The sequence below is a fragment of the Novosphingobium sp. AAP1 genome, assembly GCF_001295765.1.
Lineage (GTDB): Bacteria > Pseudomonadota > Alphaproteobacteria > Sphingomonadales > Sphingomonadaceae > Novosphingobium > Novosphingobium capsulatum.
Map to the genome: position 1 here is coordinate 110419 of NZ_LJHO01000003.1, position 21689 is coordinate 132107.

General features: G+C 67.4%; 13 protein-coding genes. 6 read left to right on the forward strand and 7 right to left on the reverse strand.

Annotated elements, in window-relative coordinates:
* Nucleotides 1–74: 74 nt before the first annotated feature.
* From IP65_RS07825 to IP65_RS07840, 4 genes are all read right to left on the reverse strand, one after another.
* Nucleotides 75–1574: an MDR family MFS transporter gene (locus IP65_RS07825; protein ID WP_054131323.1), complete on the reverse strand. Its 1500-nt coding sequence runs from the start codon at nucleotides 1572–1574 to the stop codon at nucleotides 75–77.
* Nucleotides 1575–1793: 219 nt separating this feature from the next.
* Entirely contained in the window at nucleotides 1794–3452 is a 1659-nt protein-coding gene (locus IP65_RS07830) for a M20/M25/M40 family metallo-hydrolase (protein ID WP_054131324.1), read from the reverse strand.
* Between the two features lie 88 nt (nucleotides 3453–3540).
* Complete coding sequence (locus IP65_RS07835) at nucleotides 3541–5025, reverse strand: alginate export family protein (protein WP_054131325.1); 1485 nt, start codon at nucleotides 5023–5025, stop codon at nucleotides 3541–3543.
* Between the two features lie 30 nt (nucleotides 5026–5055).
* Nucleotides 5056–6399 carry a dicarboxylate/amino acid:cation symporter gene (locus tag IP65_RS07840; protein ID WP_054131326.1) on the reverse strand — a complete coding sequence of 448 codons (1344 nt, stop codon included), beginning with the start codon at nucleotides 6397–6399 and terminating at the stop codon, nucleotides 5056–5058.
* A gap of 220 nt (nucleotides 6400–6619) precedes the next feature.
* Here IP65_RS07840 and IP65_RS07845 point away from each other — a divergent pair, with 220 nt between their 5' ends.
* Together IP65_RS07845 and IP65_RS07850 are read left to right on the forward strand one after the other, a co-directional pair.
* Nucleotides 6620–8362 carry an ATP-binding protein gene (locus IP65_RS07845; protein WP_369801245.1) on the forward strand — a complete coding sequence of 581 codons (1743 nt, stop codon included), beginning with the start codon at nucleotides 6620–6622 and terminating at the stop codon, nucleotides 8360–8362.
* A 3-nt stretch (nucleotides 8363–8365) separates the two neighbouring features.
* The gene (locus IP65_RS07850) at nucleotides 8366–9670 is read left to right on the forward strand and encodes a sigma-54 dependent transcriptional regulator (RefSeq protein ID WP_054131328.1); all 1305 of its coding nucleotides are present in this window, start codon (nucleotides 8366–8368) and stop codon (nucleotides 9668–9670) included.
* Between the two features lie 30 nt (nucleotides 9671–9700).
* On the opposite strand, the gene IP65_RS07855 is transcribed toward IP65_RS07850, so the two are convergent.
* Complete coding sequence (locus IP65_RS07855) at nucleotides 9701–11602, reverse strand: NPCBM/NEW2 domain-containing protein (RefSeq protein ID WP_054131329.1); 1902 nt, start codon at nucleotides 11600–11602, stop codon at nucleotides 9701–9703.
* A 107-nt stretch (nucleotides 11603–11709) separates the two neighbouring features.
* Nucleotides 11710–13659, reverse strand: a complete 1950-nt coding sequence (locus IP65_RS07860; RefSeq protein WP_054131330.1) for a methyl-accepting chemotaxis protein — start codon at nucleotides 13657–13659, stop codon at nucleotides 11710–11712.
* Between the two features lie 744 nt (nucleotides 13660–14403).
* On the opposite strand from IP65_RS07860, the gene IP65_RS07865 reads away from it, so the two are divergent.
* From IP65_RS07865 to nagE, 4 genes are all read left to right on the forward strand, one after another.
* Nucleotides 14404–15438: an SIS domain-containing protein gene (locus IP65_RS07865; protein WP_051146320.1), complete on the forward strand. Its 1035-nt coding sequence runs from the start codon at nucleotides 14404–14406 to the stop codon at nucleotides 15436–15438.
* Entirely contained in the window at nucleotides 15435–16571 is a 1137-nt protein-coding gene (nagA, locus tag IP65_RS07870; RefSeq protein WP_054131331.1) for an N-acetylglucosamine-6-phosphate deacetylase, read from the forward strand. Before IP65_RS07865 ends, nagA begins: the two co-directional genes overlap by 4 nt.
* A gap of 86 nt (nucleotides 16572–16657) precedes the next feature.
* Complete coding sequence (ptsP, locus tag IP65_RS07875; RefSeq protein ID WP_054131542.1) at nucleotides 16658–19216, forward strand: phosphoenolpyruvate--protein phosphotransferase; 2559 nt, start codon at nucleotides 16658–16660, stop codon at nucleotides 19214–19216.
* Nucleotides 19213–20946, forward strand: coding sequence for an N-acetylglucosamine-specific PTS transporter subunit IIBC (gene nagE, locus IP65_RS07880; protein ID WP_054131332.1), 1734 nt, complete (start codon nucleotides 19213–19215; stop codon nucleotides 20944–20946). Before ptsP ends, nagE begins: the two co-directional genes overlap by 4 nt.
* Before the next feature lie 6 nt (nucleotides 20947–20952).
* Here nagE and IP65_RS07885 read toward each other — a convergent pair whose 3' ends face one another.
* Nucleotides 20953–21684 carry a YoaK family protein gene (locus IP65_RS07885; RefSeq protein WP_054131333.1) on the reverse strand — a complete coding sequence of 244 codons (732 nt, stop codon included), beginning with the start codon at nucleotides 21682–21684 and terminating at the stop codon, nucleotides 20953–20955.
* Between the last annotated feature and the right edge of the window lie 5 nt (nucleotides 21685–21689).

Here is a 21689-nt window from a genome sequence, read left to right on the forward strand (position 1 = left end):
AGAAGAAAATCTGTCCGCCTGGCCGGGTAAAACCCGATATCTTAAGGTGCGCGCCTAACCCAAACCGGTTCGGCTCATTCGGAATGTCCGCTGATTTCCGCCCCGGCATCGGGCGCGAAGCGGCGGTTCCAGATCGTGGCGCACAGCGATATGGCGGTCACCGTCCAGAACGCCGCGGCAAAATCGTCGAGCAGCGGCCGCGCATGGCCGTGCAGCAGCATCGCCACGTGCAGCGCTGCCGCCGCCAGGCAGATGCCCAAGGACAGCATCAGCTGCTGGAACGTGGCATAGAACGCGGTGGCGCTGCTCATCTGCTGCGGGGCGATGCCGTCATAGGCGATGGTGTTATAGGCGGTGAACTGCAACGACATGAAAAAGCCCGAGAGCACCAGCACGCCAAACATCGCCCATACCGGCCAGCCCGGCCCGAACAGCCCACAGATGGCATAACCCGCCGTGCCGATCACGCCATTCCACACCAGGGTGCGGCGAAAGCCCAGCGCCCGCAGCACGCGCGGCGCAGCGGCCTTCATCGCCAGCGAGCCGATCGCCGTCGCCACCGTGATCATCCCGCTGCGCGCTGCGGAAAAGCCGAAACCCACCTGCATCATCAAGGGCAACAGAAATGGCTGCGCCCCTTGCGTGATCCGCGTGACCGAGCCGGCAATCACCGACAGGCGGAATGTGCGATCCTGCAACAGCGCGAGGTTGAGGATCGCCCCTTCCCGGCCGCGCGCATGGCGGACATAGAACACGCCGGCGACGGCGCCGACCGCGAGCAGGCTGCCGGCCAGTGTCCCCTGGCCGGCACGGCTGGCCATTTCAAAGCCGAACAGCAGGCAACCCAGCGATACGCCGCTGAGCACGAAGCCGGCCCAATCGATCGTGGCCGGCACGTCTTCGCGGAAGTTGGCAATATAGCGGCCAACCAGCCAGAGGCCGAGCACGCCGACCGGCAGGTTGAGGTAGAAAATCCAGCGCCAATCGAGATAGGTCACGATGAAACCGCCCAGCGGCGGCCCGATCACCGGCCCGATCAACGCGGGCACCAGCAGCCACGACATGGCATTGACCATATCCTGCTTGGCCACGCTGCGCAGCAGCACGAGCCGGCCAACCGGGATCATCATCGCCCCGCCCATGCCTTGGAGGAAGCGCGCCGCGACCATCAAGGAAAGGCTGGGCGCCTGGCCACAGGCAAAGCTGCCCGCCATGAACAAGGCAATCGCGGCGCGGAACACGGTGCGCGATCCGAACCGGTCTGCCAGCAGGCCCGAGGCGGGGATGAACACCGCCAGCGCCAGCAGATAAGAGGTCAGCGCAATGCTCATTTCCGCTGGTCGCACACCGAAATCGCGCGCCATCGTCGGCAGCGCGGTGGCGAGCACGGTGGCGTCGACGAATTCCATGAACAATGCCGAGGCGACGATCAGCGCCACCAGGCGATAGTTCGCGCCCGAAGCCTCCGGCCCGCCGGGATCGCGCGCCGGGGTGAGCGCGTGGGCGGCAGGCACGATGCCATCGCGGATTTCCGCGTTGACCGTGGCAATCCCCCGGCGGCGCGGCGCTAGCATGAGCGGCGCCACGGGCCGGTCGGGGCGCAAACGGAAATGGTCATGGGCAAACAGGTCACTTCTAGTCTGGCTAGGCAACGCACCACCATCGCCGGGAAGCGGGGCGCGCAGCAACGGGAAAGGCCACGGGCAACCCCGCCAGCCTTATGCTTGCCCGCGATATAGGCACCATGGCCGGATTTGGAACCCCGCCCCTTTGGCTGGCTTTGGGCTTGCCGATCAACGCTTGCCCGGGGGATCGGCAACGAACGCGGGCGGTGTTGCCTCGTCGGCAAAACGCCAGGCGGAAAGATAGGCCAGCTTGAGGATGCGCGTCATCTTGCCGTAGTTGATCTTGTCGGCCGTGTCGGTGGTGTGGTGATAATCGGGATGGAAACCGGTGAAGAACCAGAACGCGGGAATGTTGTTGAGCACGAAGGGAAACTGGTCGCTGCGGAAAAACACGTTGAGCGCGTTTTCGTGGTCGAACCGGTCATCCAGCACCAGCCCGACGCTGCGGTTGGCCTCGGCCACGGTGCGCGCATAATCCGGGCTATAGGCCGCGCCGATCAGGTTGAGGCGATTGGTGGTGTCAGCGGGAATGTCGATCAGCCCGGTGGTCTGATCGCTGGGCGCCTCGTTGCGGCCGATCATGTCGAAATTGATCATCGCGCGCGTCGTCGCCAGCGGGCGCAGGGGATGGGCGGCCATGTAATAGGCACCCAGCAGCCCGCGCTCTTCGGCGGCAAACACCGTGAACAGGATCGATCGGCGCGGCCGCGCGCCATTGGTCATGAACGCGCGCGCCAGTTCGACCACGCCCACCGTGCCCGAGCCATTGTCATCCGCGCCGTGCCAGATTTCCGGGCCGCTGGACCCGTCGTGATCGTGATGTGCGCTGATGATCACGGTTTCGGGCGCCAGGGTGGGGTCCGATCCCTTGAGCAGCCCGGCGACGTTCCAGGTGGTCCCGCGCGATCGCACGGTGTTTTCCAGGTGCAGCGTTACCTCGGCCCCGGGCACGGCGCGTGATTGTGGCACCAGCGCGCGGTCGATCGCCGCTTGCAGCGCACTGGCGCTCTGCCCCGTGCCGGCCAGCAGCGCCGCCCCGGCCTCATCATCCACGGTAATCACCGGAATATGCAGCGCGTCGTCCACCAGGGCCTGCGCCGGGATCGGCGGCGTGCGCTTGGCGCTGCCGCCAATGCGCATCATGCGGTCAAAATTCGAGGGATGCTTGCGGTTGGGCTCGGCCATCACGACCAGCGCCAGCGCGCCATGGGCCTGCGCGTTCAGGGCCTTGACCCGGTTGGTGGCATAGCGGGTGTTGCCCGTGCCGCCAAAGCGCGAGGCCGGATCGTTTTCCTGCGGCTCGTGCTCGAACACCACCACGATCCGCCCCTTGGCGTCAATCCCGCGATAATCGTCATAGCCCACGCCAGGGGCGGTGATGCCATAGCCGGCAAAGACCAGCGGCGCGGTGATATCCACGTCATCGCGATAGCCGCCCACCAGGTGCGGCGCCTGCCAGCGGCGCGTGGCATTGCCGCTGCGCAGGGCCACGAAATTGGCCGCCGCATTGGGCCGGTATTCCACCAGCGGCACGCTTTGCAGGAAGCTCGGCGCGCCAGCGGCGTCCTGCGCCGCCGGTTCCAGCCCGGCCTTGGCAAATTCGGCCGCAACCCACTGCACCGTGGCATCGTCACCGGGCTGCAACGACATGCGCCCTTGCAATGCATCCGACGCCACCAGGCCCAGATCGGCGCGCAGATCGCTCTCGCGAATGCGGTCAAACCCGGCGGCCTGGTTGGCCGGAACCGGCACGCCGGCGCCATCCTGGGCCAGGGCAGCAGCAGGCAGAGCCACTGACAGCAAAAGGGTGAGTGCGGCCTGTTTCATGGGGGGCATGCTCCACGACGATTGGGGGGTATGGCCCAGCTATACCCCCCTCATCATCGCTGGCAATCATGCCCGCCAACGCAGCGGTTCAAAACCGGTAGCTGATCCAGCCGGCAATGAAATCCGAACTGCGATAGCCCGCATCGGTCAATGCCGCGCGCGCCATCAGGTGTTCGTAGCGCCCGGTCAGCGTCAGGCGCGGCGTGGCGTTCCACACCATCTGCGCGCGCACCACATCGGCAATCTTGCGCCCGCGCCCGTTCTGCGTGCCGGCAAAGGGCTGGCCATTGGCGCGATAGACCGCGTCGTGCACATCATCGCGCCAGGCCAGTTCGTATTCCGCGCTGATCCGCGCATTGCGAAACGGGGTAAAGCTGGCGTTCGGCGTCACCGCAACCAGGTTCGACGGGGTGAGATAGAGCTGATAGCTGAAATAGATGTTGTTGCCGAACGGAGCATAGGCATTGCGCAGCTTGCCCTGGCCATAGCCGCCACCGCCGCTGGCATAGTCGACATGCACGCCAATGCGCGGCGCGGTCTTGGCCGGGCCGTTGCCGATCCGCCAGGTCTGCGCCAGGAACGCCTGCCAGGCATCGATGCCCTGGTTCATGAACGTGCCCCACTGGTGGTTGACCGACCAGTCCAGCCCCAGCCGCCCGACATCGCCGCGCAGCTGCGCCCCGGCGTAATAGCGCGTGGCCGGGCCGATCCGCCCGCCCCAGGTGCCCACCAGGTTGCGCCGCCGCCAGGCAAACAGATCGAGATAGAGCTGCGAGCCGCCCAGCGTGGTCTTGGGCAGGACAAACCCCGCCGTCACCCCGGAGAAACGCCGCGCGGGATCGATCACGTCATCATCGGTGCCCAGGTCGCCATAGGCCGTGGGCTTGAGATCGAACACCGTCAGCCGCGCCTTGGCCCCGCGGACCCAGCCGCGAAAGCCATTGAGGGTATAGCGGATGGTATTGTTGTCCCGCTGCGACACCAGAATGTTGGGGCCGTCGGTAAATTCCTGCCGGCCATAGCGCGCCCCCACTTCGGCCTCGCCCACCATCGCGTTGGCTTCGGCAAAATACTGCAGGAGCACCATGTCGTTGCGCAGCGTGGCCGCCGGAACGCCCAGGTTACGCCCACCGATGCCGCCATGCGAAATCTCGCCATAGAAGCGCAGGTGTGGCCCGATATGCAGATCGGCGCCCAGCGTTTCGCGGTTGATATCCTGCCGCTGCGCCTGGGCATCGCGCAAGTTGGGGTTCGTCGTCAGGTTCATGCGCAGGCGCAATTCGCCCGAGACCGTGAGATAGACATCGCCATCGTCATCGAGCGGGATGAACTTGAGCCGGTCGAGCGGATCGTCGCGCTTGGCTGGGTTCTGCATCACCCGCCAATCCTCTGCCCAGCGTGACAGGGCATAGCCGCCCGGTGCCGCCGCCGCATCGCCATTATAGGCGGCCGCGTAGCTCTTGCGCTGGGCTTCGCCAGCCGGTTCGGCGGTGGTTTCGGCCAGGGCCGGGGTGCCGGAAAGCAGGCAAAGCGGGGCCGTGGCGGCCCGCAGCCGCGAAAAACGCAGGTCCATGATGGTTTCTCTCCCTAGATGCGCCGCTGCTTAGGCAGCGTGCGCCTGTTCCACCGGGGCCGGCAGCGACCGGCCGTGCAGCGCCGCGTCGAGGCGTTCATGATCGAGCGCGTTTTCCCAGCGCGAGACGACCACGGTGGCCACAGCATTGCCGATGAAGTTCGTCAGGCTGCGGCATTCCGACATGAAGCGGTCGATGCCCAGGATCAGCGCCATGCCCGCCACCGGCACGCTCGGCACGATCGACAGCGTGGCGGCCAGCGTGATGAAGCCCGCGCCGGTAACCCCGGCCGCGCCCTTGGACGAGAGCATCGCCACGCCCAGCAGCAGCAGTTGCTGCCCCAGCGTCAATTCCACGTTGCACGCCTGCGCGATGAACAGCGCGGCTAGCGTCATGTAGATATTGGTGCCATCGAGATTGAAGCTGTAGCCGGTCGGCACGACCAGGCCGACGACGGTCTTGGAACAGCCGGCCCGCTCCATCTTCTCGATCAGCGCGGGCAGCGCGCTTTCCGAAGACGAGGTGCCCAGCACCAGCAGCAGCTCTTCGCGCAGATAGGCAATCAGGCGCAGGATCGAAAAGCCCGCCAGCCTCGCGACCACGCCCAGCACCACGAGCACGAACAGCGCGGAAGTGACGTAGAACGCCGCCACCAGCTGCGCGAGATTGGCCAGGCTGCCCACGCCATACTTGCCAATGGTGAATGCCATGGCGCCAAAGGCACCGATCGGCGCCGCCTTCATCACGATCGACACCAGCTTGAACACCACGCCCGAAACGTCTTCGAGCAGATCGAGCACGCGCTGTCCGCGATCGCCGACCGAGGCCAGGGCAATGCCGAACAGTACCGCCACCACCAGCACTTGCAGGATGTTGCCCTGGGTCAGCGCCGAAAGGAACGTGTCCGGGATCATCGCGCCCAAAAAGCCCACGATCGTGCTTTCATGCGCCTTGGCGGCATAATCGGCCACCTTGCCGGCATCGAGCGTGGCGGGGTTGATATTCAGCCCCGCCCCCGGCCGCAGCACATTGGCCACGATCAGGCCCACGATCAGCGCCAGCGTCGAAAAAAACAGGAAATAGGCAAAGGCCTTGGCCGCCACGCGGCCCACTGCCGCCAGATCGCGCATGCCGGCAATCCCGGTGACGATGGTAAGGAAGATCACCGGGGCGATCACCATCTTGACCAGCTTGATGAACATATCGCCCAGCGGCTTGAGCGCTTCACCTGTTGCCGGATAGAAATGCCCCAGCAGCACACCCGCGGCAATCGCGGTCAAGACCTGGACATAGAGGTGGCGATACCACTTGCGAGGCCGCTGTGGCCCCTGCCCGGCCACGGGCGCAGACGGAGTGGTGACAGCGAAATTCATCGTGGGAAAGCCTTTCGTCCTCTCGGCAGGGCGCGTTGCTCGGTCCTGCTCGGCCATTACCATAGGCGGCGGCCCTGCCCACCGAAAGCTTTTGCTACGTCCCGAATAAGTGACGCTTTTTCAGAATCTTGCCAAATCGCGATGGCATTCTTTGTCCAGAAATCGGCACACTCGAAAATCCCGATGTGCAGATTTTGACACATTATGCTATGCGTCTGGCGTGGGTAGTTTGAACCGATTCCGCGCCGTGACGATGGTGCTGGTGGCCGCCGTGCTGGTGGCCATGGCGGCGGCCGGGGTGGCCGGTGCGATCACGCGCCATGTCATGCTGGCCCGACTGCAAACACGCGCCGGGCAAGACCTGCGGCTGCGCCAGGCCCTGCTCACCAGCGAAATCGCGCGGTTCCGCCTGCTGCCTCGCGCGCTGGCTGATGACCGGGACCTGGTGGCAGCCACGCCTGTCCCTGGCCATACGCCCGCCCCGGCAGCGCAAGCCGCGCTCAACCGCAAGCTGGAGGCACTGGCCCAGGAATTCGGCGCGGCGGCGATCTATGTGATCGATCGCCAGGGCATGGCCTTTGGCGCCAGCAACTGGCGCCAGCCGCACAGCTTCATCGGGCGCGACTACACCTTCCGCCCCTATTTCCAGCAGGCCCTGCAAACCGGGCAGGCACAGCAGTTTGCCCTGGGCACTGCCAGCCACCGGCCTGGGCTCTACCTCGCCACCCGCGCCGCCGGCGGGGCGGCGGTGGTGGTGGTCAAGCTGGAGTTCGACGGCATCGAAAGCGCGTGGCGCCGCGCGGGCGGGATCACCTATGTCACCGATCGCGCCGGCGTGATCCTGGTGGCGAGCCGCCCGGCCTGGCGCTTTGCCGCAACAACCCCGCTCGATCCTGGCCTGGCGCGGGTCGAACGGCTGTCGCTGGGTGTGGCAGCCCTGCCCACGGCGCCCTTTGCCCTGGCCCGCGACGGCATGGTGGTGCCCGCCGGCACCGATACGCCGCACCTTGCGGTCGCGACGGCGCCAGATGCAGCGGGCTGGCGGGTCAACCTGGCGCTGCCCTTGGCCGGCGCGGTCTATCCCGCCGTGCGCGTGGCCCAGGCGATCACCGCGCTGATCGTGCTGCTGATCGGCGCCGTGGCCGCCGCGCTGGTGGAACGCGCCCGGCAACGGCGCCGCCGCACTGCCCAGTTGGAAAGCGCGGTGGCCCAGGCGACAGCTGAACTGCGCAGCGAAATACACGAGCGCGCCGCGGCCGAAGCCCGCGCCGCTACGCTGCGCGAAGGGCTGCGCCAAGCCAACCGCCTGGCCACGCTGGGCCAGGTTACCGCCAGTGTCGCCCACGAAACCGCGCAACCTGTCGCCGCGATCCGCAACTATGCCGCCAGCGCCACGCTGCTGCTCAGCCGCGGCGAGAGCGCCGAAGTTGCACAGAACCTGGCGGCGATCACCCGCCTGGCCGATCGCATCGGCGCCGTGACCGAGCATCTGCGCGGCTTTGCCCGCAAGGGCAGCCGGGGCGATGGCGCGGTGCCCCTGGCCGAGGCGATCGATGGCGCGCGGCTGATCCTGAAAGAACAGCTGGGCCGCGTGGCGCTGTCCCTTCCCGCGCCCGACCCGGCCTGGCAGGTGCGGGCAGAAAAGACCCGGCTGGAACAGGTGCTGGTGATCGTGCTGCAAAACGCGATCGAGGCGCTGGCCGGCACCGCCGATCCGGCGATCCGTCTGGACATCCGCCGCGATGGCGCGATGGTCGACGTGGACATCGCCGACAATGGCCCCGGCCTTGCTCCCGATATCGCCGCGCGGCTGTTCACCCCCTTTGCCACCAGCCGGCCGATGGGCCTTGGCCTGGGGCTGGTGATCGCCAAGGACATCATGGAAGAATTCGCCGGTAGCCTGGTCCACGTGCCCAGCCCTGCAGGCGCCTGTTTCCGCATCAGCCTGGCCGTGGCGGAATAGCCGGTGGCAGAACCTGCCCGCCTGATCGCCCTGGTCGAAGATGACGAGGATCTGCGCGCCTCCACTGCGCAACTGCTGCGCCTGGCCGACTTTACCGTGGAAGCCTTTGCCGACGCGCCCGCAGCGCTGGCGGCGGTGGGTGCTGCCTGGCCCGGGCTGGTGATCAGCGACGTGCGCATGCCCGGCCTTTCGGGCATAGACCTGTTCCGCGCGCTGCATGCCCGCGACGCCGAACTGCCGGTGATCCTCATCACCGGGCATGGTGACGTTGGCATGGCGGTCGATGCGCTAAAGGCAGGCGTTTGGGATTTCCTGACCAAGCCCTTTGCCGCAGAGGCCCTGATCGCGGCGGCAGAGCGCGCCGCCCATGCCCGTGCGCTGGCCTTGGAAAACCGCCGGCTTCAGGCCCTGGCGCAAGACAGCGGCGGCAGCGCGCTGATCGGCGCCTCCCCGGCCATCCGCCGCCTGCGCGACATGATCCCGACGCTCGCCGATGCCGATCTCGACCTGCTGATCGAGGGTGAAACCGGCACCGGCAAGGAATTGCTCGCGCGGCTGATCCACCAGGGCGGCAAGCGGCGGCGCCATCGCCTGGCCACGATCAACTGCGCCGGTCTGGCGCCGGCGCTGGAAGACGAGATATTCTCGCTGTCGGGCGGGGCCAGCCTGGTCCACGCCAGCTATGGCACCGTGCTGCTCGACGATATCGACGGCGCCAGCAGCCGCTTTCACAACCTGCTCGTGCCCGTGCTGGAAGAGCGTGCCCTGGCCGTGCCGGGCAAGGCGCCCGTGCCGCTCGACCTGCGCGTGATTGCCACGGCCGGCGCGGGCGGCCAAGGCAGCGAGGCTGCCGCCCCCCTGCCCCCAGCCCTGTTGCACCGCATTGCCGGCATGCGCATCGCCATCCCGCCGCTGCGCGCCCGGCGCGAGGATATTCCCCTGCTTTTCGCCCACTTCGCGCAAGAGGCCGCTGCCCGCGCCCGGCTGCCAGTGCCACGCCTGGTGCCCGCCGTGCAGGATCGGCTCGATCATCACGCATGGCCCGGCAACGCCCACGAACTGGCCCGCTTTGCCCAGCAGTTCGTGCTGGGCCTGGTCACGCCCGACAGCAGCGACAATGCTGCGCCTGCCCCGCAACCCTTGGCAGACCGCGTCGACGCCTTCGAGCGCGAGGCGATCATCGCCGCCGTGCGCGCCGCGCAAGGGCGCATTGCCACGGCGATCGCCACGCTGGGGCTGCCGCGCAAGACCTTTTACTACAAGATCAACAAGCTGGGCATCGATCTTCAGGCTCTGCGGCAAGAATGACAGCCCCACGCGAAAACGGAACGATGCCGTTCAATTGAGCAGGGCGGCTTCTCCCCACACCACCGGATCAGGCGCCACGCTGGCATTTTCCGGGCGAGCGATCAGTTCGATCAGATGCACGTCGTGCACATCGGCCGCAAGCGGCACCAGCGCATGGCCCGCGTGCAGCGGTGCGGACTGCGCCAGCAAGCGTCCATCGCCGTAGACCAGGAACGTCACCGCGCCGCTGTTGCCCCAGGCCGCATCATCCACCCCGACGCGCGCGGTAAAGCGGGCATGGCCGGCGTTGCGCACTTCCATACGCGATCCAGCCAGGATGCCGATCCCGGTATCGAGCTTTTCGTGGTCGGCCTGCAACTGCTGGCCATAGGGGCCGGTATCGACCGCCGCCCCGCCCCAGCCGCCATAGCGCGGATGCTCGCCAGTCCCGCGCGTATCGTTCCACGGCAGCAAGCCGCGATGCACCAGCGGATCGGGCTGGGGCTGCACCACGCCATCGATCGCCGGATTCACACTGCCGGGCATTTCCGAAAGATAGAGACCATTGGCCAGGCGATGGCGGCCCACCAGCTTGAGCAGCACGGTTTCATGGGGGCCAAGCGGCACGGTGGTTTCGCCGGTGAAGCTGCCGGTCTTGCCGGTCCACAGGTCGGTCGTGGCGATCGTTCCGGTCAGCTTGGCATGCTCGGCCGTCAATGTGGCGTGGGTCGGCGCGGCGCTGCGGTTGAGCAGGGCCACCGCCTTGGTGCCATCGGCCAGCGTCTTGACGTAGATCTGCACTTCGGCGCTGTCATAGGCGAGCACGGCCTGGTTGCCGGCGCGATCCTGGTTGAGCGCAATCGCCTGGGCCCAGCCGAGCAGCGCGATCTGGTCGGACGTGGCCTGCCGCAGGTCCATCCCGATCAGCAGCGGGGCGTTGAGCATGGCCCACAGCGCCAGGTGCGAGCGCGCCTCCACCATATGCGCGGCATCGAATTCGCCCTTGCCGATGAACAGCATGTCGGGATCGTTCCAACTGCCGGGATGGGCATAGAGCGCGCGCCGCGCCGTGGTATCGAGGTTGTGCAGCAGGCGCGCCCAGGTGGGGGAGATGTCCTCGCTGGTGCGGCTCATGTTGCCGATGTCCTTGCCCCAGCTGCGCACGTCGGCCGAACCCCAAAGGCACAGCGACAGCACATAGTCGCCCGCCGGGCGGGTGCGCGCCAAGGCATCGGCCACCGCGCCATAAAGCCGGCGCACTTCGGCAATGTCGGTGCGTGGCAGGTCATCGAAATCGATCACCGGCCCGAGCGGGCGATAGAGCCCGGCCTTGACCCGCGGATTGTCTGGCCCAAGCCCGCGGATGCCGCAGCCATCCACCTTGATCAGGTCGAAATTCCACTCGCGGAAATAGAGTGCGATATCCTGCTCGACATGGCCATAAAGGCCGGTTTCGCGCTCAGCCTGGGTGCCTTCGGGCAGATTGGGCGCATCCGCGCCGCCGAACACCTGGCTGCAGGTGTTGCGGCCAATGTCGGAATAGATTCCGGCCTTCAGGCCCATGGCATGCAGCCGATCGGTCAACGGGCGCAAGGAGGTGCCGCCATCGGCCGTTGTGGCAGACGGGAAGTTGGCCGTGCGCACCAGCATGCGGCCATCGGGCATGCGCCGCTTGAGCCACCAGCCATCGTCGATATCGACATAGCGATAGCCCTTGGCCGCCAGGCCACTGTCGACCAGCAAGCGGGCCGAGGCCATCAGCTTGGTTTCATCGACCGCCGCGCCAAAGGCATTCCAGCTGTTCCACCCCATCGGCGGCGTGGCGGCTTGCCCGCGCGTGTTGGCGCTCCACCGGCCAGTGGGCGCCAGCGGATCGGGCGCCGCTGCGGCGTGGCAGCCCGGCGTCAGGCAGGCAAGCACGGCAAGAAACGACGCAAGAGGCAGCTTGGTCATGGGGCGGTCCGTTCGGCAGGGGCAATCGCGCTGATATCGCTACCATGCAACGCAGCGCCCTTGGGCGCAACCATCCGCTACGCCCCCGCCCTAAATCGAACCGCAGGTCAGCCGAACGCGGCGTCATCCTCGTCCATGCCGCCAGCCGACAGATCAAGTGCAAAGCCCTGGAGCCGGGCCTGCTGATCGCCCAGCGATCCCGCCGCGGCGGTCAGCCGTGGCATGCGCGCCGGGGGCGCTGGCCGCGCGCGCGGGGCGGACGGGTTGCCGATGGGCGGCTTAGCCCGTGCCTTGCCGCCGCGCGCGCCGCCGGCCGGGCGTGCCGCGCGCGGGATGGCATCAAGCGTGAAATACCCAAGGCTGGCCTGCAATTCGTCCGCCTGCTCGGCCAGCTGTTCCGAGGTGGCCGAAACCTGTTCCGAAGCGCCGGCATTCTGCTGGGTCACCTGGTCAAGCTGCTGTATCGCCTGGTTGATCTGCGCCGCGCCAATATCCTGTTCGCGGCAGGCGGCGCTGATCTCGCTGATCAGTTCGGCGGTGCGGCGGATATCGGGCACCAGGCGGCCGAGCATGTCGCCCGCCTCGGTCGCGGCCTTGACGGTATCGGCCGAAACGGCGCCGATTTCCGAAGCGGCAGTCTGGCTGCGCTCCGCCAGCTTGCGCACTTCGCTGGCCACCACGGCAAAGCCCTTGCCATGCTCGCCGGCCCGTGCGGCCTCGACCGCGGCATTCAACGCCAAGAGGTCGGTCTGCCGGGCGATTTCCTGGACGATGCCGATCTTGTCGGCAATGGTGCGCATGGCTTCGACCGCGCGGCTGACCACCACGCCCGAGCTTTCGGCATCCTTGGATGATTGCCGAGCGATCTTTTCGGTCTGGGCGGCGTTGTCGGCGTTCTGCTTGATGTTGGCGGCCATCTCTTCCATCGCGGAAGAAGCCTGCTCGCTCGCGGCCGCCTGCTCTGCCGCGCCTTGGGAAACCTGTTGCGAACTCGCGGCCAGTTCCTGGCTGCTCGACGAGACGGTTTCGCTGGCGTCGCTGATCTGGCCGGCAAAGGTGCGCAGATTGTCCACCAGGGCGTTGATGGCGTTCTTCATGCGCTGGTGATCGCCTTCGCAGGCGATGTCCACCTTTTCGCGCAGATCACCCTCGCTCACATTGGCGAGCACGCGGTTGCCTTCGGCGATGGGCAGCAGGATCGCGTCGAGCATGCTGTTGATGCCCTGGATCAGCCCTGCAAAATCGCCGGAAAAGCGCTGCGCCTCGCCACGCCGGGTCAGCTCGCCCACGGTGGAGGCCTTGATCAACTGCCCGATCTCGCCGGTGATCGCGCGCAGGTTGCGGCGCAGCCCTTCGATATTGTCGTTGATGAAGGCCTTCTTGCCGGGGAACTGCTCGATCGGCGCATCGAAATCGCCTTCGCCAAACGCCTTGATACAGGCCATGGCCTTTCTCTTGACGGCAATATGTTCGCCCACCATCGTATTGATGCCCTGCGCCATCGTGGCGAAATCGCCGTGATACCGCTCCATCGGCAGGACCACATCGATATCGCCCTGGTCGTGCGCTGCGCTCATCGCGTTCATGTCGCGGATCAGACCAATAAGGTTGCCGCGCAGGGTTTCGATCACCTCGTTGATGAAGGCTTTCTTGCCGGGGAAGGCTTCGAGCGGCGCGTTGAAATCGCCCACGCCGATCGCCTGGACGCAGGCCATGGCCTTTTTCTTCACGGCGATATGTTCGCCCACCATGGCGTTGATCGCGCCGGCAACCTGGTGCAATTCGCCCTTGAAGCGATCGGCAGCGATGGTCGCGTCGATATCGCCGCGTGCATGCTCGCTGGCCATGGCCTGTACCGCCGCGCCCAGATCGCGCGCAGGGGCAGTGGCGCTGTCGAGCAGCTGGTTGATCGCCTCGGCCAGGGCGGCGGAGCGGCGATTGCCGAACGGAACCGCCAACCGGGCACCGAGATCACCGCTGGCGAGCGCAGCCTCGACCCGGGCGATGTCGCGATAGGTGGGGTCGAGCGACCCGATGAAGAATGTTGAGCCGGCCATAAATCCTCGCCTTTACCATGCCTGGGCAGGCCCGCTGATCTAGCCGGGCGCGCTGAAGGCGGCGTAAAGCGGCGATGCGCCGGACTACGCAGCCAGGCGGCACGCCGTTATTAGGCATCGCCCAGGCCCATGATTCTGGCGGCAAATTGGTATCGTTTCCACACCGGCACGGCGCGCGGGCGAGAGCTGCGGAAAGCCAAGCGGAACGGCGCCTCAGACTCCGCTGGCCGCCATGACAGGCAAATTGCATGTGATACCATTGCAGGGCCGATTGCACGACTGGGTCGGCGCACGATGGCTCCTTTGGTCCCGCAGAACCGCGCTGGCGATCCGCTGACCGTATGCGGGACGACGCCAGCCCCCATGCTCATTTGTCATGGTATTTATATAAATCAGCTATATAAGGTCGCGCGCCTTACCACAAAATGCCGCTTGTGCCGCTGCGCTTTGCAGAGTTTCGACAACGCATGCGAAAGCGGCTTGGCCCCACCCCTTTGCAGCGAAACCAAGGCTTTCGCCATATAGTGCGGGAGACGGCACAAGGACAAAAAAATACCTATTTGCTACCATTGCACTCATTTGCCTGGCATGTATAACAAACCTGTCTTGCACGGCGCTGCCGGTAGGGCACGCGACAGACCACGATCCCATCGTTCAACCAACCCGAAAGGTTATTGCGTGGAGGCCAAGTTGATCACGCCCACAAGTTCCCCTGAACCGGGCGCAGGCGCCACGGCCACCTGGATGCACCGCGAAGCGGCCGAGGCCGGCGCGGCGGTTGCCCGCTTCATGGCCCACAATGCCCAGGCCCTGGAAGACCTTGGCGCGCGGCTGCGCCAGGCGCCGCCGTCTTTGGTGCTGACCTGTGCGCGCGGATCGTCGGACCATGCCGCAACCTATGCCAAGTACATGATCGAAACGCTGCTCGGCGTGCCGACTGCCTCGGCGGCGTTCTCCACCGTCTCGCTCTATGATGCACCGATGCGCGCCGCGACAGGCAACGCGCCGCTGTGCATCGCCATTTCGCAGTCGGGCCACAGCCCCGACATGCTCGCCACGGTAGAGCGCTATCAGGCCGCTGGCGCCCTGGTGGTGGCCTTGGTCAACAACGATCAATCACCGCTGGCGCAGATGGCCGATGTGGCCCTGCCGCTGTGCGCCGGGCCGGAAATCTCGGTGGCGGCGACCAAGTCGTTCATCACCTCGCTGGCCGGCATTGCCGCGCTGGTTGCCGCGTGGAGCCAGGACGAAGCGCTGAATGCGGCCCTGGCCACCCTGCCCGCCGCGCTCGATGAAAGCTTTGCCCTGGATTGGGACGCCGCCCGCGCCGGCCTGCAGGATGCCACCAACCTGTTCCTGATCAGCCGCGGCTATGGCCTGTCGATCGCGCAGGAAGCCGCGCTCAAGCTCAAGGAAACCAGCGGCCTACATGGCGAAGCGTTCAGCTCTGCCGAAGTGCGCCATGGCCCGATGGCGATCGTGCGCGATGGTTTCCCGGTGCTGGGTTTCGACATCGGCGGCCAGGCCGGGGCCGACGTGCGCCAGGTCTGCGCCGATTTCGCCGAACGCGGTGCGCAGGTATTCCTGGCCACGCCCGAGCCTGAAGCCGTTCCCGCCGGGCCGAACCTGACCGTGCTGCCCGCCGTGGCCGCCGACGAGGCGATCGCGCCGCTGCTGCGCATTGCGAGCTTTTATCGCATGGTCAATGCGCTATCTATCAGCCGGGGTTTCAATCCCGACGAGCCTCCGTTCCTGGCGAAAGTGACCCGCACGCGATGACCGTTCTGGCGTTTACCAACGGCCATATCCTGCTGGGTGATCGCATCGTTCCTGCGGCTACGGTGCAGATCGAGGCCGGGCGCATCGCGGATATTGCGACCGATGTGCCGGTTGATGGCACCGTGGTTGATCTCGACGGCGGCTGGTTGCTGCCTGGCTTTGTCGATAGCCAGGTCAATGGCGGTGGCGGGGCCCTGCTCAACAACGATATCACCGTCGAAGGGCTGGCCACGATTGCCCAGGCGCACGCGCGCTTTGGCACCACGGCCCTGATGCCCACGCTGATCACCGATACGCCGGCGGCGATTTCCGCAGCGCTCGACGTGGTCGATGCCGCCATTGCCCAGGGCCTGCCGGGCATCGTCGGCCTGCATATCGAAGGGCCGTTCATCAATGCCGTGCGCAAGGGCGTGCACGATCCGGCGCTGATCCGCCATCTGGATGAAGACCTGCTGGCCGAACTGTGCCGCCCGCGGCGCGGCAAGGTCATGCTGACCATCGCGCCCGAACAGGTGGAACCGCAGGCGCTGGAACGTCTGCGCGCGGCCGGCGTGATCATCAGCGCGGGCCATACCAACGCCACGTTTGTCGAGGCGCAGGCCGGCTTTGCCGCCGGGCTGACCGGGGTGACGCACCTCTACAACGCGATGTCGCCGCTGCAGCACCGGGCGCCGGGCATGGTGGGCGCCGCGCTGCTCAACGATGCGGTGTGGTGCGGCATCATTGCCGATGGCGTGCACGTGGCCGGGCCGGCGCTGGAAATCGCGCTGCGCATGAAAGGCACCGAGCGACTGATGCTGGTGACCGACGCCATGCCCAGCGTGGGGATGAGCGCCGGTTCGTTCGAGTTGAACGGCCGTACCATCACCGTGACCGATGGCGTGTGCCAGGACGAGAACGGCACGCTGGCCGGCTCCAGCCTCGACATGGCGGGCGCGGTGCGCACGATGGTGGCGCTGACCAGCGCTGACGTGCCGATGGCCAGCCGCATGGCCAGCGCCACGCCGGCCGCGTTCCTGGGCCTGGCCGACGAGATCGGCACCCTGGCCACCGGGCAGCGCGCCGATATGGTGTGGCTGGACGCCGCCCTGCAGCCGGTGCAGTGCTGGATCGGCGGCGGCGCCGTGATCTGATCTGCGTGGCAGGTGGCGCGCCAGCGATGCTGCCCCCCTGCCACGGCCTGCCTGAACAAAGCCCCAGAAGAAAGCTGATGCAGCCCATGTCCAGCCTGATCCTTGCCGCGCCGTTCGATGGCTGGCTCTCTCCGCTCGACGATGTGCCCGATCCGGTCTTTGCGCAAAGGCTGCTGGGCGATGGCATGGCGATCGATCCACTCGATGGCACGCTGCATGCCCCCGCCGATGGCACGGTGGTGTCGGTTCATGCCGCCCGCCACGCCATCACGCTGCGCCTGGCCGGTGGGGTGGAAGTGCTGATGCATATCGGGCTGGAAACCGTGCGCCTTAATGGCGAGGGCTTTGTCGCCCATGTGCAGGCGGGCGATACCGTGGCTGCCGGTGACCGCCTGATCAGCGTGGACCTGGGCACCGTGGCGCCGCGCGTCAAAGGCATGATCACCCCGATCGTGATCACCGAAACCGCCGGCCATGCCGTGATCGAGCGCGCCGTGCCCGGCCGCATCGCCCGTGGCGCGCCGCTGCTGGTGCTGGGTTCCGCGCAAGCTGAAAGCGCCGTGCCCGCTGCTGCCTTCGCCGCCACCGCACAGGCCACGCTGCGCCTGCCGCTGGCGCATGGCCTGCACGCCCGCCCTGCCGCGCGGCTGGCGGAACTGGCCAAAAGCTATGACGCCGATGTGCGCATCGTGCCGGCCGCCACGCCCCAAGCCACACCGTGCCGGTTGCGCAGCCCCAGCGCGGTGATGGCCCTAGGCCTGCGCCATGGCGACGAATTGACGCTGCTGGCCAGCGGCCCGGCCGCAGCGGCCGTAATCGAGGCTCTGGCCGACCTGATCGCCACCGGCATGGGCGAATTGCGCCCGCTCGACCAACAGGCCGCGCCCATGTCGGCCCCGATGCACAAGCCGGCTGAGAGCGTCGATACCAGCCCGATCGCGCCGGGCGAGCGGCTGATGGCAGTAACTGCTGCGGCTGGCTATGCCATCGGCCAGGCGGCGTGGCTGGAACGCCCCGAACCGCCGCGCACCGCGCATGCCAGCGGCGATGCCGGCGCCGAAATCGCCCACTTCACCCAGGCCCTCGCCGCCTTTCGCGCGGCCCTGGAACAGCGCGCGCAGGACCAGGCCGGCAGCGAGCAGGCCGCGATCCTGATCGCCCATCGCCAGTTGCTGGACGATGAAGACATCCTGGAAAGCGTGGGCGATGCCATGACGCGCGGTGACAGCGCCAGCCTGGCCTGGCAGCGCACGATGCAGGCCCGCGCCGCCACGCTGCGCGCCGCGCCCGATCCGCACATTGCCCAGCGCGCCGACGATTTCATCGATCTGGAATGGCAACTGCAATGGCACTTGGCCGGCCAGGAACCGCCCGCCGTATCGCTGCCCGAGGCGGCGATAGTGATCGCGCGCGATCTCGTGCCTTCGCAAGTCGCGGCGCTTTCGCCCGCGCAAGTGGCCGGCCTGGTTACTGCGCAGGGCGGGCCAACCTCGCACGTGGCGATCATCGCCGCCAGCAAGGGCATCCCCGCGCTGGTCGCGGCCGGGCCGCGCGTGCTGTCGATCGCGCCGGGCACGCCGCTGCTGCTCGATGCCACCGGCGCCACGCTGACAGTCAAACCCGATGCCGCCACATGGGCCACGGCGCAGGCCGAAGCGGCGCGGCGCCAGGCACGCAAGGCCGCCGCGCAGGCCGCATCGGGCATCGAGGGTCGCACCAGCGATGGCCTGCGGATCGAAGTCTGCGCCAACCTGGGCAAGCGCAGCGAGGCCGCCCCGGCGGTGGTCAATGGCGCCGAAGGCTGCGGCTTGCTGCGCACCGAATTCCTGTTTCTCGATCGCGCCAGCGCGCCCGATGAAGACGAGCAGACCGCCGATTACACCGCCATTGCCCAGGCACTGGACGGGCGGCCGCTGATCATCCGCCTGCTCGATATCGGCGGAGACAAGCCGGCGCCCTATCTGCCAATGGCTGCAGAGGAAAATCCGGCGCTGGGCCTGCGCGGCATTCGCGTGGGGCTGGCCCAGCGCGAGATGCTGGTGCCCCAGCTGCGCGCCGTGCTGCGCGCGGGCGCCGGGGCAGCGGCAGGCGCGGTCAAGGTCATGGCGCCGATGATCGCGCGGGTCGAGGAACTGCGCGCCGTGCGCGCTGCCCTCGATGCCGAGGCCGCCAAGCTGGGCTTGGCCGCAGTGCCGCTGGGCGTGATGGTGGAAACACCCGCCGCTGCCGTGATGGCCGATGCCCTGGCCGCCGAATGCGATTTCCTGTCGATCGGCACCAACGATCTGACGCAATATGCGCTGGCCATGGACCGTGGCAACCCGGCCGTGGCAGGCAGCATCGACGGACTTGATCCCGCCGTGCTGCGCCTGATCGGCCTGTGCTGCGAAGGCGCGCAAAGCCACGGTAAGTGGGTGGGCGTGTGCGGCGGCCTGGCATCCGATCCACTCGCCGTGCCGATCCTGATCGGGTTGGGTGTGACCGAACTTTCCGCCGCGCCGGCGATGGTGCCGGAAATCAAGGCACTGGTGCGCGCGCTTTCTGCCCAGGATTGCCGGGGCCTGGCCAGTGCCGTGCTCCAGGCGTCGAGCGCCGCGCAAGTGCGCGTGCTGGCCACACAGATGATCGAAGGGGTTACCCAATGAGCCAAGCCGTGAACAACGCGCTGCAACATCTGCAAAGCCTGGGCCGCGCCTTGATGCTGCCGATCGCCGTGCTGCCGGTGGCGGCACTGCTGCTGAGGCTGGGCCAGCCCGATCTGCTGGGCCTGGATTTCGTCAGCGCGGCGGGCAATGCCATGTTCGCCAATCTCGGGCTGCTGTTTGCCATTGGCGTGGCCACCGGCTTTGCCAAGGATGGCAACGGCGCCGCGCCGCTTGCCGGCGTGGTGTGCTTCCTGGTGGCGAGCGAAGGCGCCAAGGCGCTGCTGGCGGTGCCGGCCGATGTGGTGGCGGGCGTTGCCAAGGCGGCGCTCCCGGCAGTGACCGCCGCCTGGCGCAGCGCGCAGGTCGATCATGTTGCCGTGCCGCTGGGCATTGTTTCAGGCATCATCGGCGGGATCGGCTACAACCGCTTTTCCACGGTCAAGCCGCCCGAATACCTCGCCTTCTTCGGCGGCCGGCGGTTCGTGCCGATCATCAGCGGGGTGGCCGGCGTGGCGCTGGCCGGGCTGCTGGGCGCCAGCCTTGCCAGCATCAATGCCGGCGCCAATGCCGCGAGCGAGGCAGCGCTGGCCAGCGGCGGCATCGGCCTGTTCATCTTCGGCACGCTCAACCGCCTGCTGCTGGTGACGGGCTTGCACCACATTCTCAACAACATCGCCTGGTTCGTGCTGGGCGATTACCACGGCACCACCGGCGATCTGCGCCGCTTCTTTGCCGGCGATCCGACTGCTGGCGCGTTCATGAGCGGGTTCTTCCCGGTGATGATGTTTGGCCTGCCTGCCGCGTGCCTGGCGATGTATCACACCGCGCGGCCCGAGCGGCGCAAGGCCACTGGCGGCATGCTGCTGAGCCTTGCCGCCACCTCGTTCCTGACCGGGGTGACCGAGCCGATCGAGTTCAGCTTCATGTTTCTGGCGCCGGTGCTCTATGCGTTCCACGCGGTGCTGACCGGCATTGCGATGGCGCTGATGGCGGCGCTGGGCGTGCACATGGGCTTTGGCTTTTCCGCCGGGCTGCTTGATTACGTGCTCAATTTCTCCAAGGCGCAGAAGCCCTTGCTGCTGATCCCGGTGGGGCTGGTCTATGCCAGCGTCTATTACGGGGTGTTCCGCTGGGCGATCCTGCGCTTTGACCTCAAGACGCCGGGCCGCGATGACGTGCCCATGGGCACCAGCGTCGCGCCGGTGCTGGCGGGCGAACGCGGCCAGGCCTTTGTCGCGGCGCTGGGCGGTGCGGCCAATCTGGTGGAAGTGGGCGCCTGCACCACGCGGCTGCGCCTGGTGGTGGCCGATCAGGCCGGCGTTGACGAAGCCGCGCTGCGTGGGCTTGGCGCCAAAGGCCTGATCCGCCCCTCTCCGCGCGCCTTGCAGGTCGTGCTCGGCCCGCAGGCCGATCAGGTGGCGGTGGAAATCCGCGCCGCCATGGGCGCGCCTGCACCCAGCGCGGCACCGGCCAAGGCCCCGATTACCGAGGCCGGCAGCTTTGCCAGCGCGATCGATCCCGCCAGCGTTCCGGCCGAGTTGGCGCAGGCGCTGGGCGGTACGGCGGCCCTGGCCCAGGCTCGCAGCGTGCATGGGCGCCTGCTGCTGCCGGCCGGCACGGTGGTGGATGAAAGCGCCCTTGCCGCGCTGGGCGCGCGCGGCGTGGTGGCCACGCCCACCGGCCCGCAGGTGCTCTTTGCCGAGGCCGCGATCGCTCCCTGGCGCGCCTGAGCTACGTCAGGGACGATGCGGCAGCGCCATCAGGGGATGGCGCAGGCACAGCAGCGTTCCGCCCAGCACCACGAAGGCGGTCAACGCCAGCGGCAGCGCCAGCCCGGTGTGCAGCACCAGCACGGCGCCGGCCGCCGCGCCAATAAAGATCATGGTGATCGCCAAAAGGCGCGTGCGCAGGTTGGGCCCGCCCGCGTCAGAGGCAATGCCGGTGATCGTCAGGGTCAACACGGTGGTGGTCAGATCGGGCACTTTGAGCTGGCGCACCGTGGCATTGCGAAAACCCATGGCCCCTGCCGTCAGCCCGATCATCACCAGCACGGCCCAGGCGGGATGCGCCACGATGCCGTCGGTGCCGGGCACTAGCGCCACGGCCGCCGCCGCCAGGAACAGCACGGCTTCGAGCAAGGCCGCGCGCAGCAGCCAATAGCGCAGCGGATGGCTCGACGCGTGGCGCCACAGCCGCCCCGCCACGCTGGCGCCCACCATGAACAGGCCCAGCGCCACCAAGTAGGGCAATGGTGTGAAACCCGGCGCGCGGGCCAGCGCAAAGGCCAGGAACACCACGTTGCCGGTCATGTTCGCAGTAAACACCTTGCCCAGGCCAAGGACGCTGACCGCGTCGACAAAGCCGGTCGTGGCTGACAGCAACAGCAGCAGGCGTGGCAGCGGCGATGGCGTGCGCACCGCCACAGGCGCGCCGGCGACGGGGGGCGATGGGGGCGGATGAGAGTCCATGGCAC

What these genes read in the sequence shown, in the direction of transcription:
- IP65_RS07825 (WP_054131323.1), bottom strand. Translation starts at nt 1,574, where the DNA reads ATGCTAGCGCCGCGCCGCCGGGGGATTGCCACGGTCAACGCGGAAATC.
- IP65_RS07830 (WP_054131324.1), bottom strand. Translation starts at nt 3,452, where the DNA reads ATGAAACAGGCCGCACTCACCCTTTTGCTGTCAGTGGCTCTGCCTGCT.
- IP65_RS07835 (WP_054131325.1), bottom strand. Translation starts at nt 5,025, where the DNA reads ATGGACCTGCGTTTTTCGCGGCTGCGGGCCGCCACGGCCCCGCTTTGC.
- IP65_RS07840 (WP_054131326.1), bottom strand. Translation starts at nt 6,399, where the DNA reads ATGAATTTCGCTGTCACCACTCCGTCTGCGCCCGTGGCCGGGCAGGGG.
- IP65_RS07855 (WP_054131329.1), bottom strand. Translation starts at nt 11,602, where the DNA reads ATGACCAAGCTGCCTCTTGCGTCGTTTCTTGCCGTGCTTGCCTGCCTG.
- IP65_RS07860 (WP_054131330.1), bottom strand. Translation starts at nt 13,659, where the DNA reads ATGGCCGGCTCAACATTCTTCATCGGGTCGCTCGACCCCACCTATCGC.
- IP65_RS07865 (WP_051146320.1), top strand. Translation starts at nt 14,404, where the DNA reads ATGCACCGCGAAGCGGCCGAGGCCGGCGCGGCGGTTGCCCGCTTCATG.
- nagA (WP_054131331.1), top strand. Translation starts at nt 15,435, where the DNA reads ATGACCGTTCTGGCGTTTACCAACGGCCATATCCTGCTGGGTGATCGC.
- ptsP (WP_054131542.1), top strand. Translation starts at nt 16,658, where the DNA reads ATGTCCAGCCTGATCCTTGCCGCGCCGTTCGATGGCTGGCTCTCTCCG.
- nagE (WP_054131332.1), top strand. Translation starts at nt 19,213, where the DNA reads ATGAGCCAAGCCGTGAACAACGCGCTGCAACATCTGCAAAGCCTGGGC.
- IP65_RS07885 (WP_054131333.1), bottom strand. Translation starts at nt 21,684, where the DNA reads ATGGACTCTCATCCGCCCCCATCGCCCCCCGTCGCCGGCGCGCCTGTG.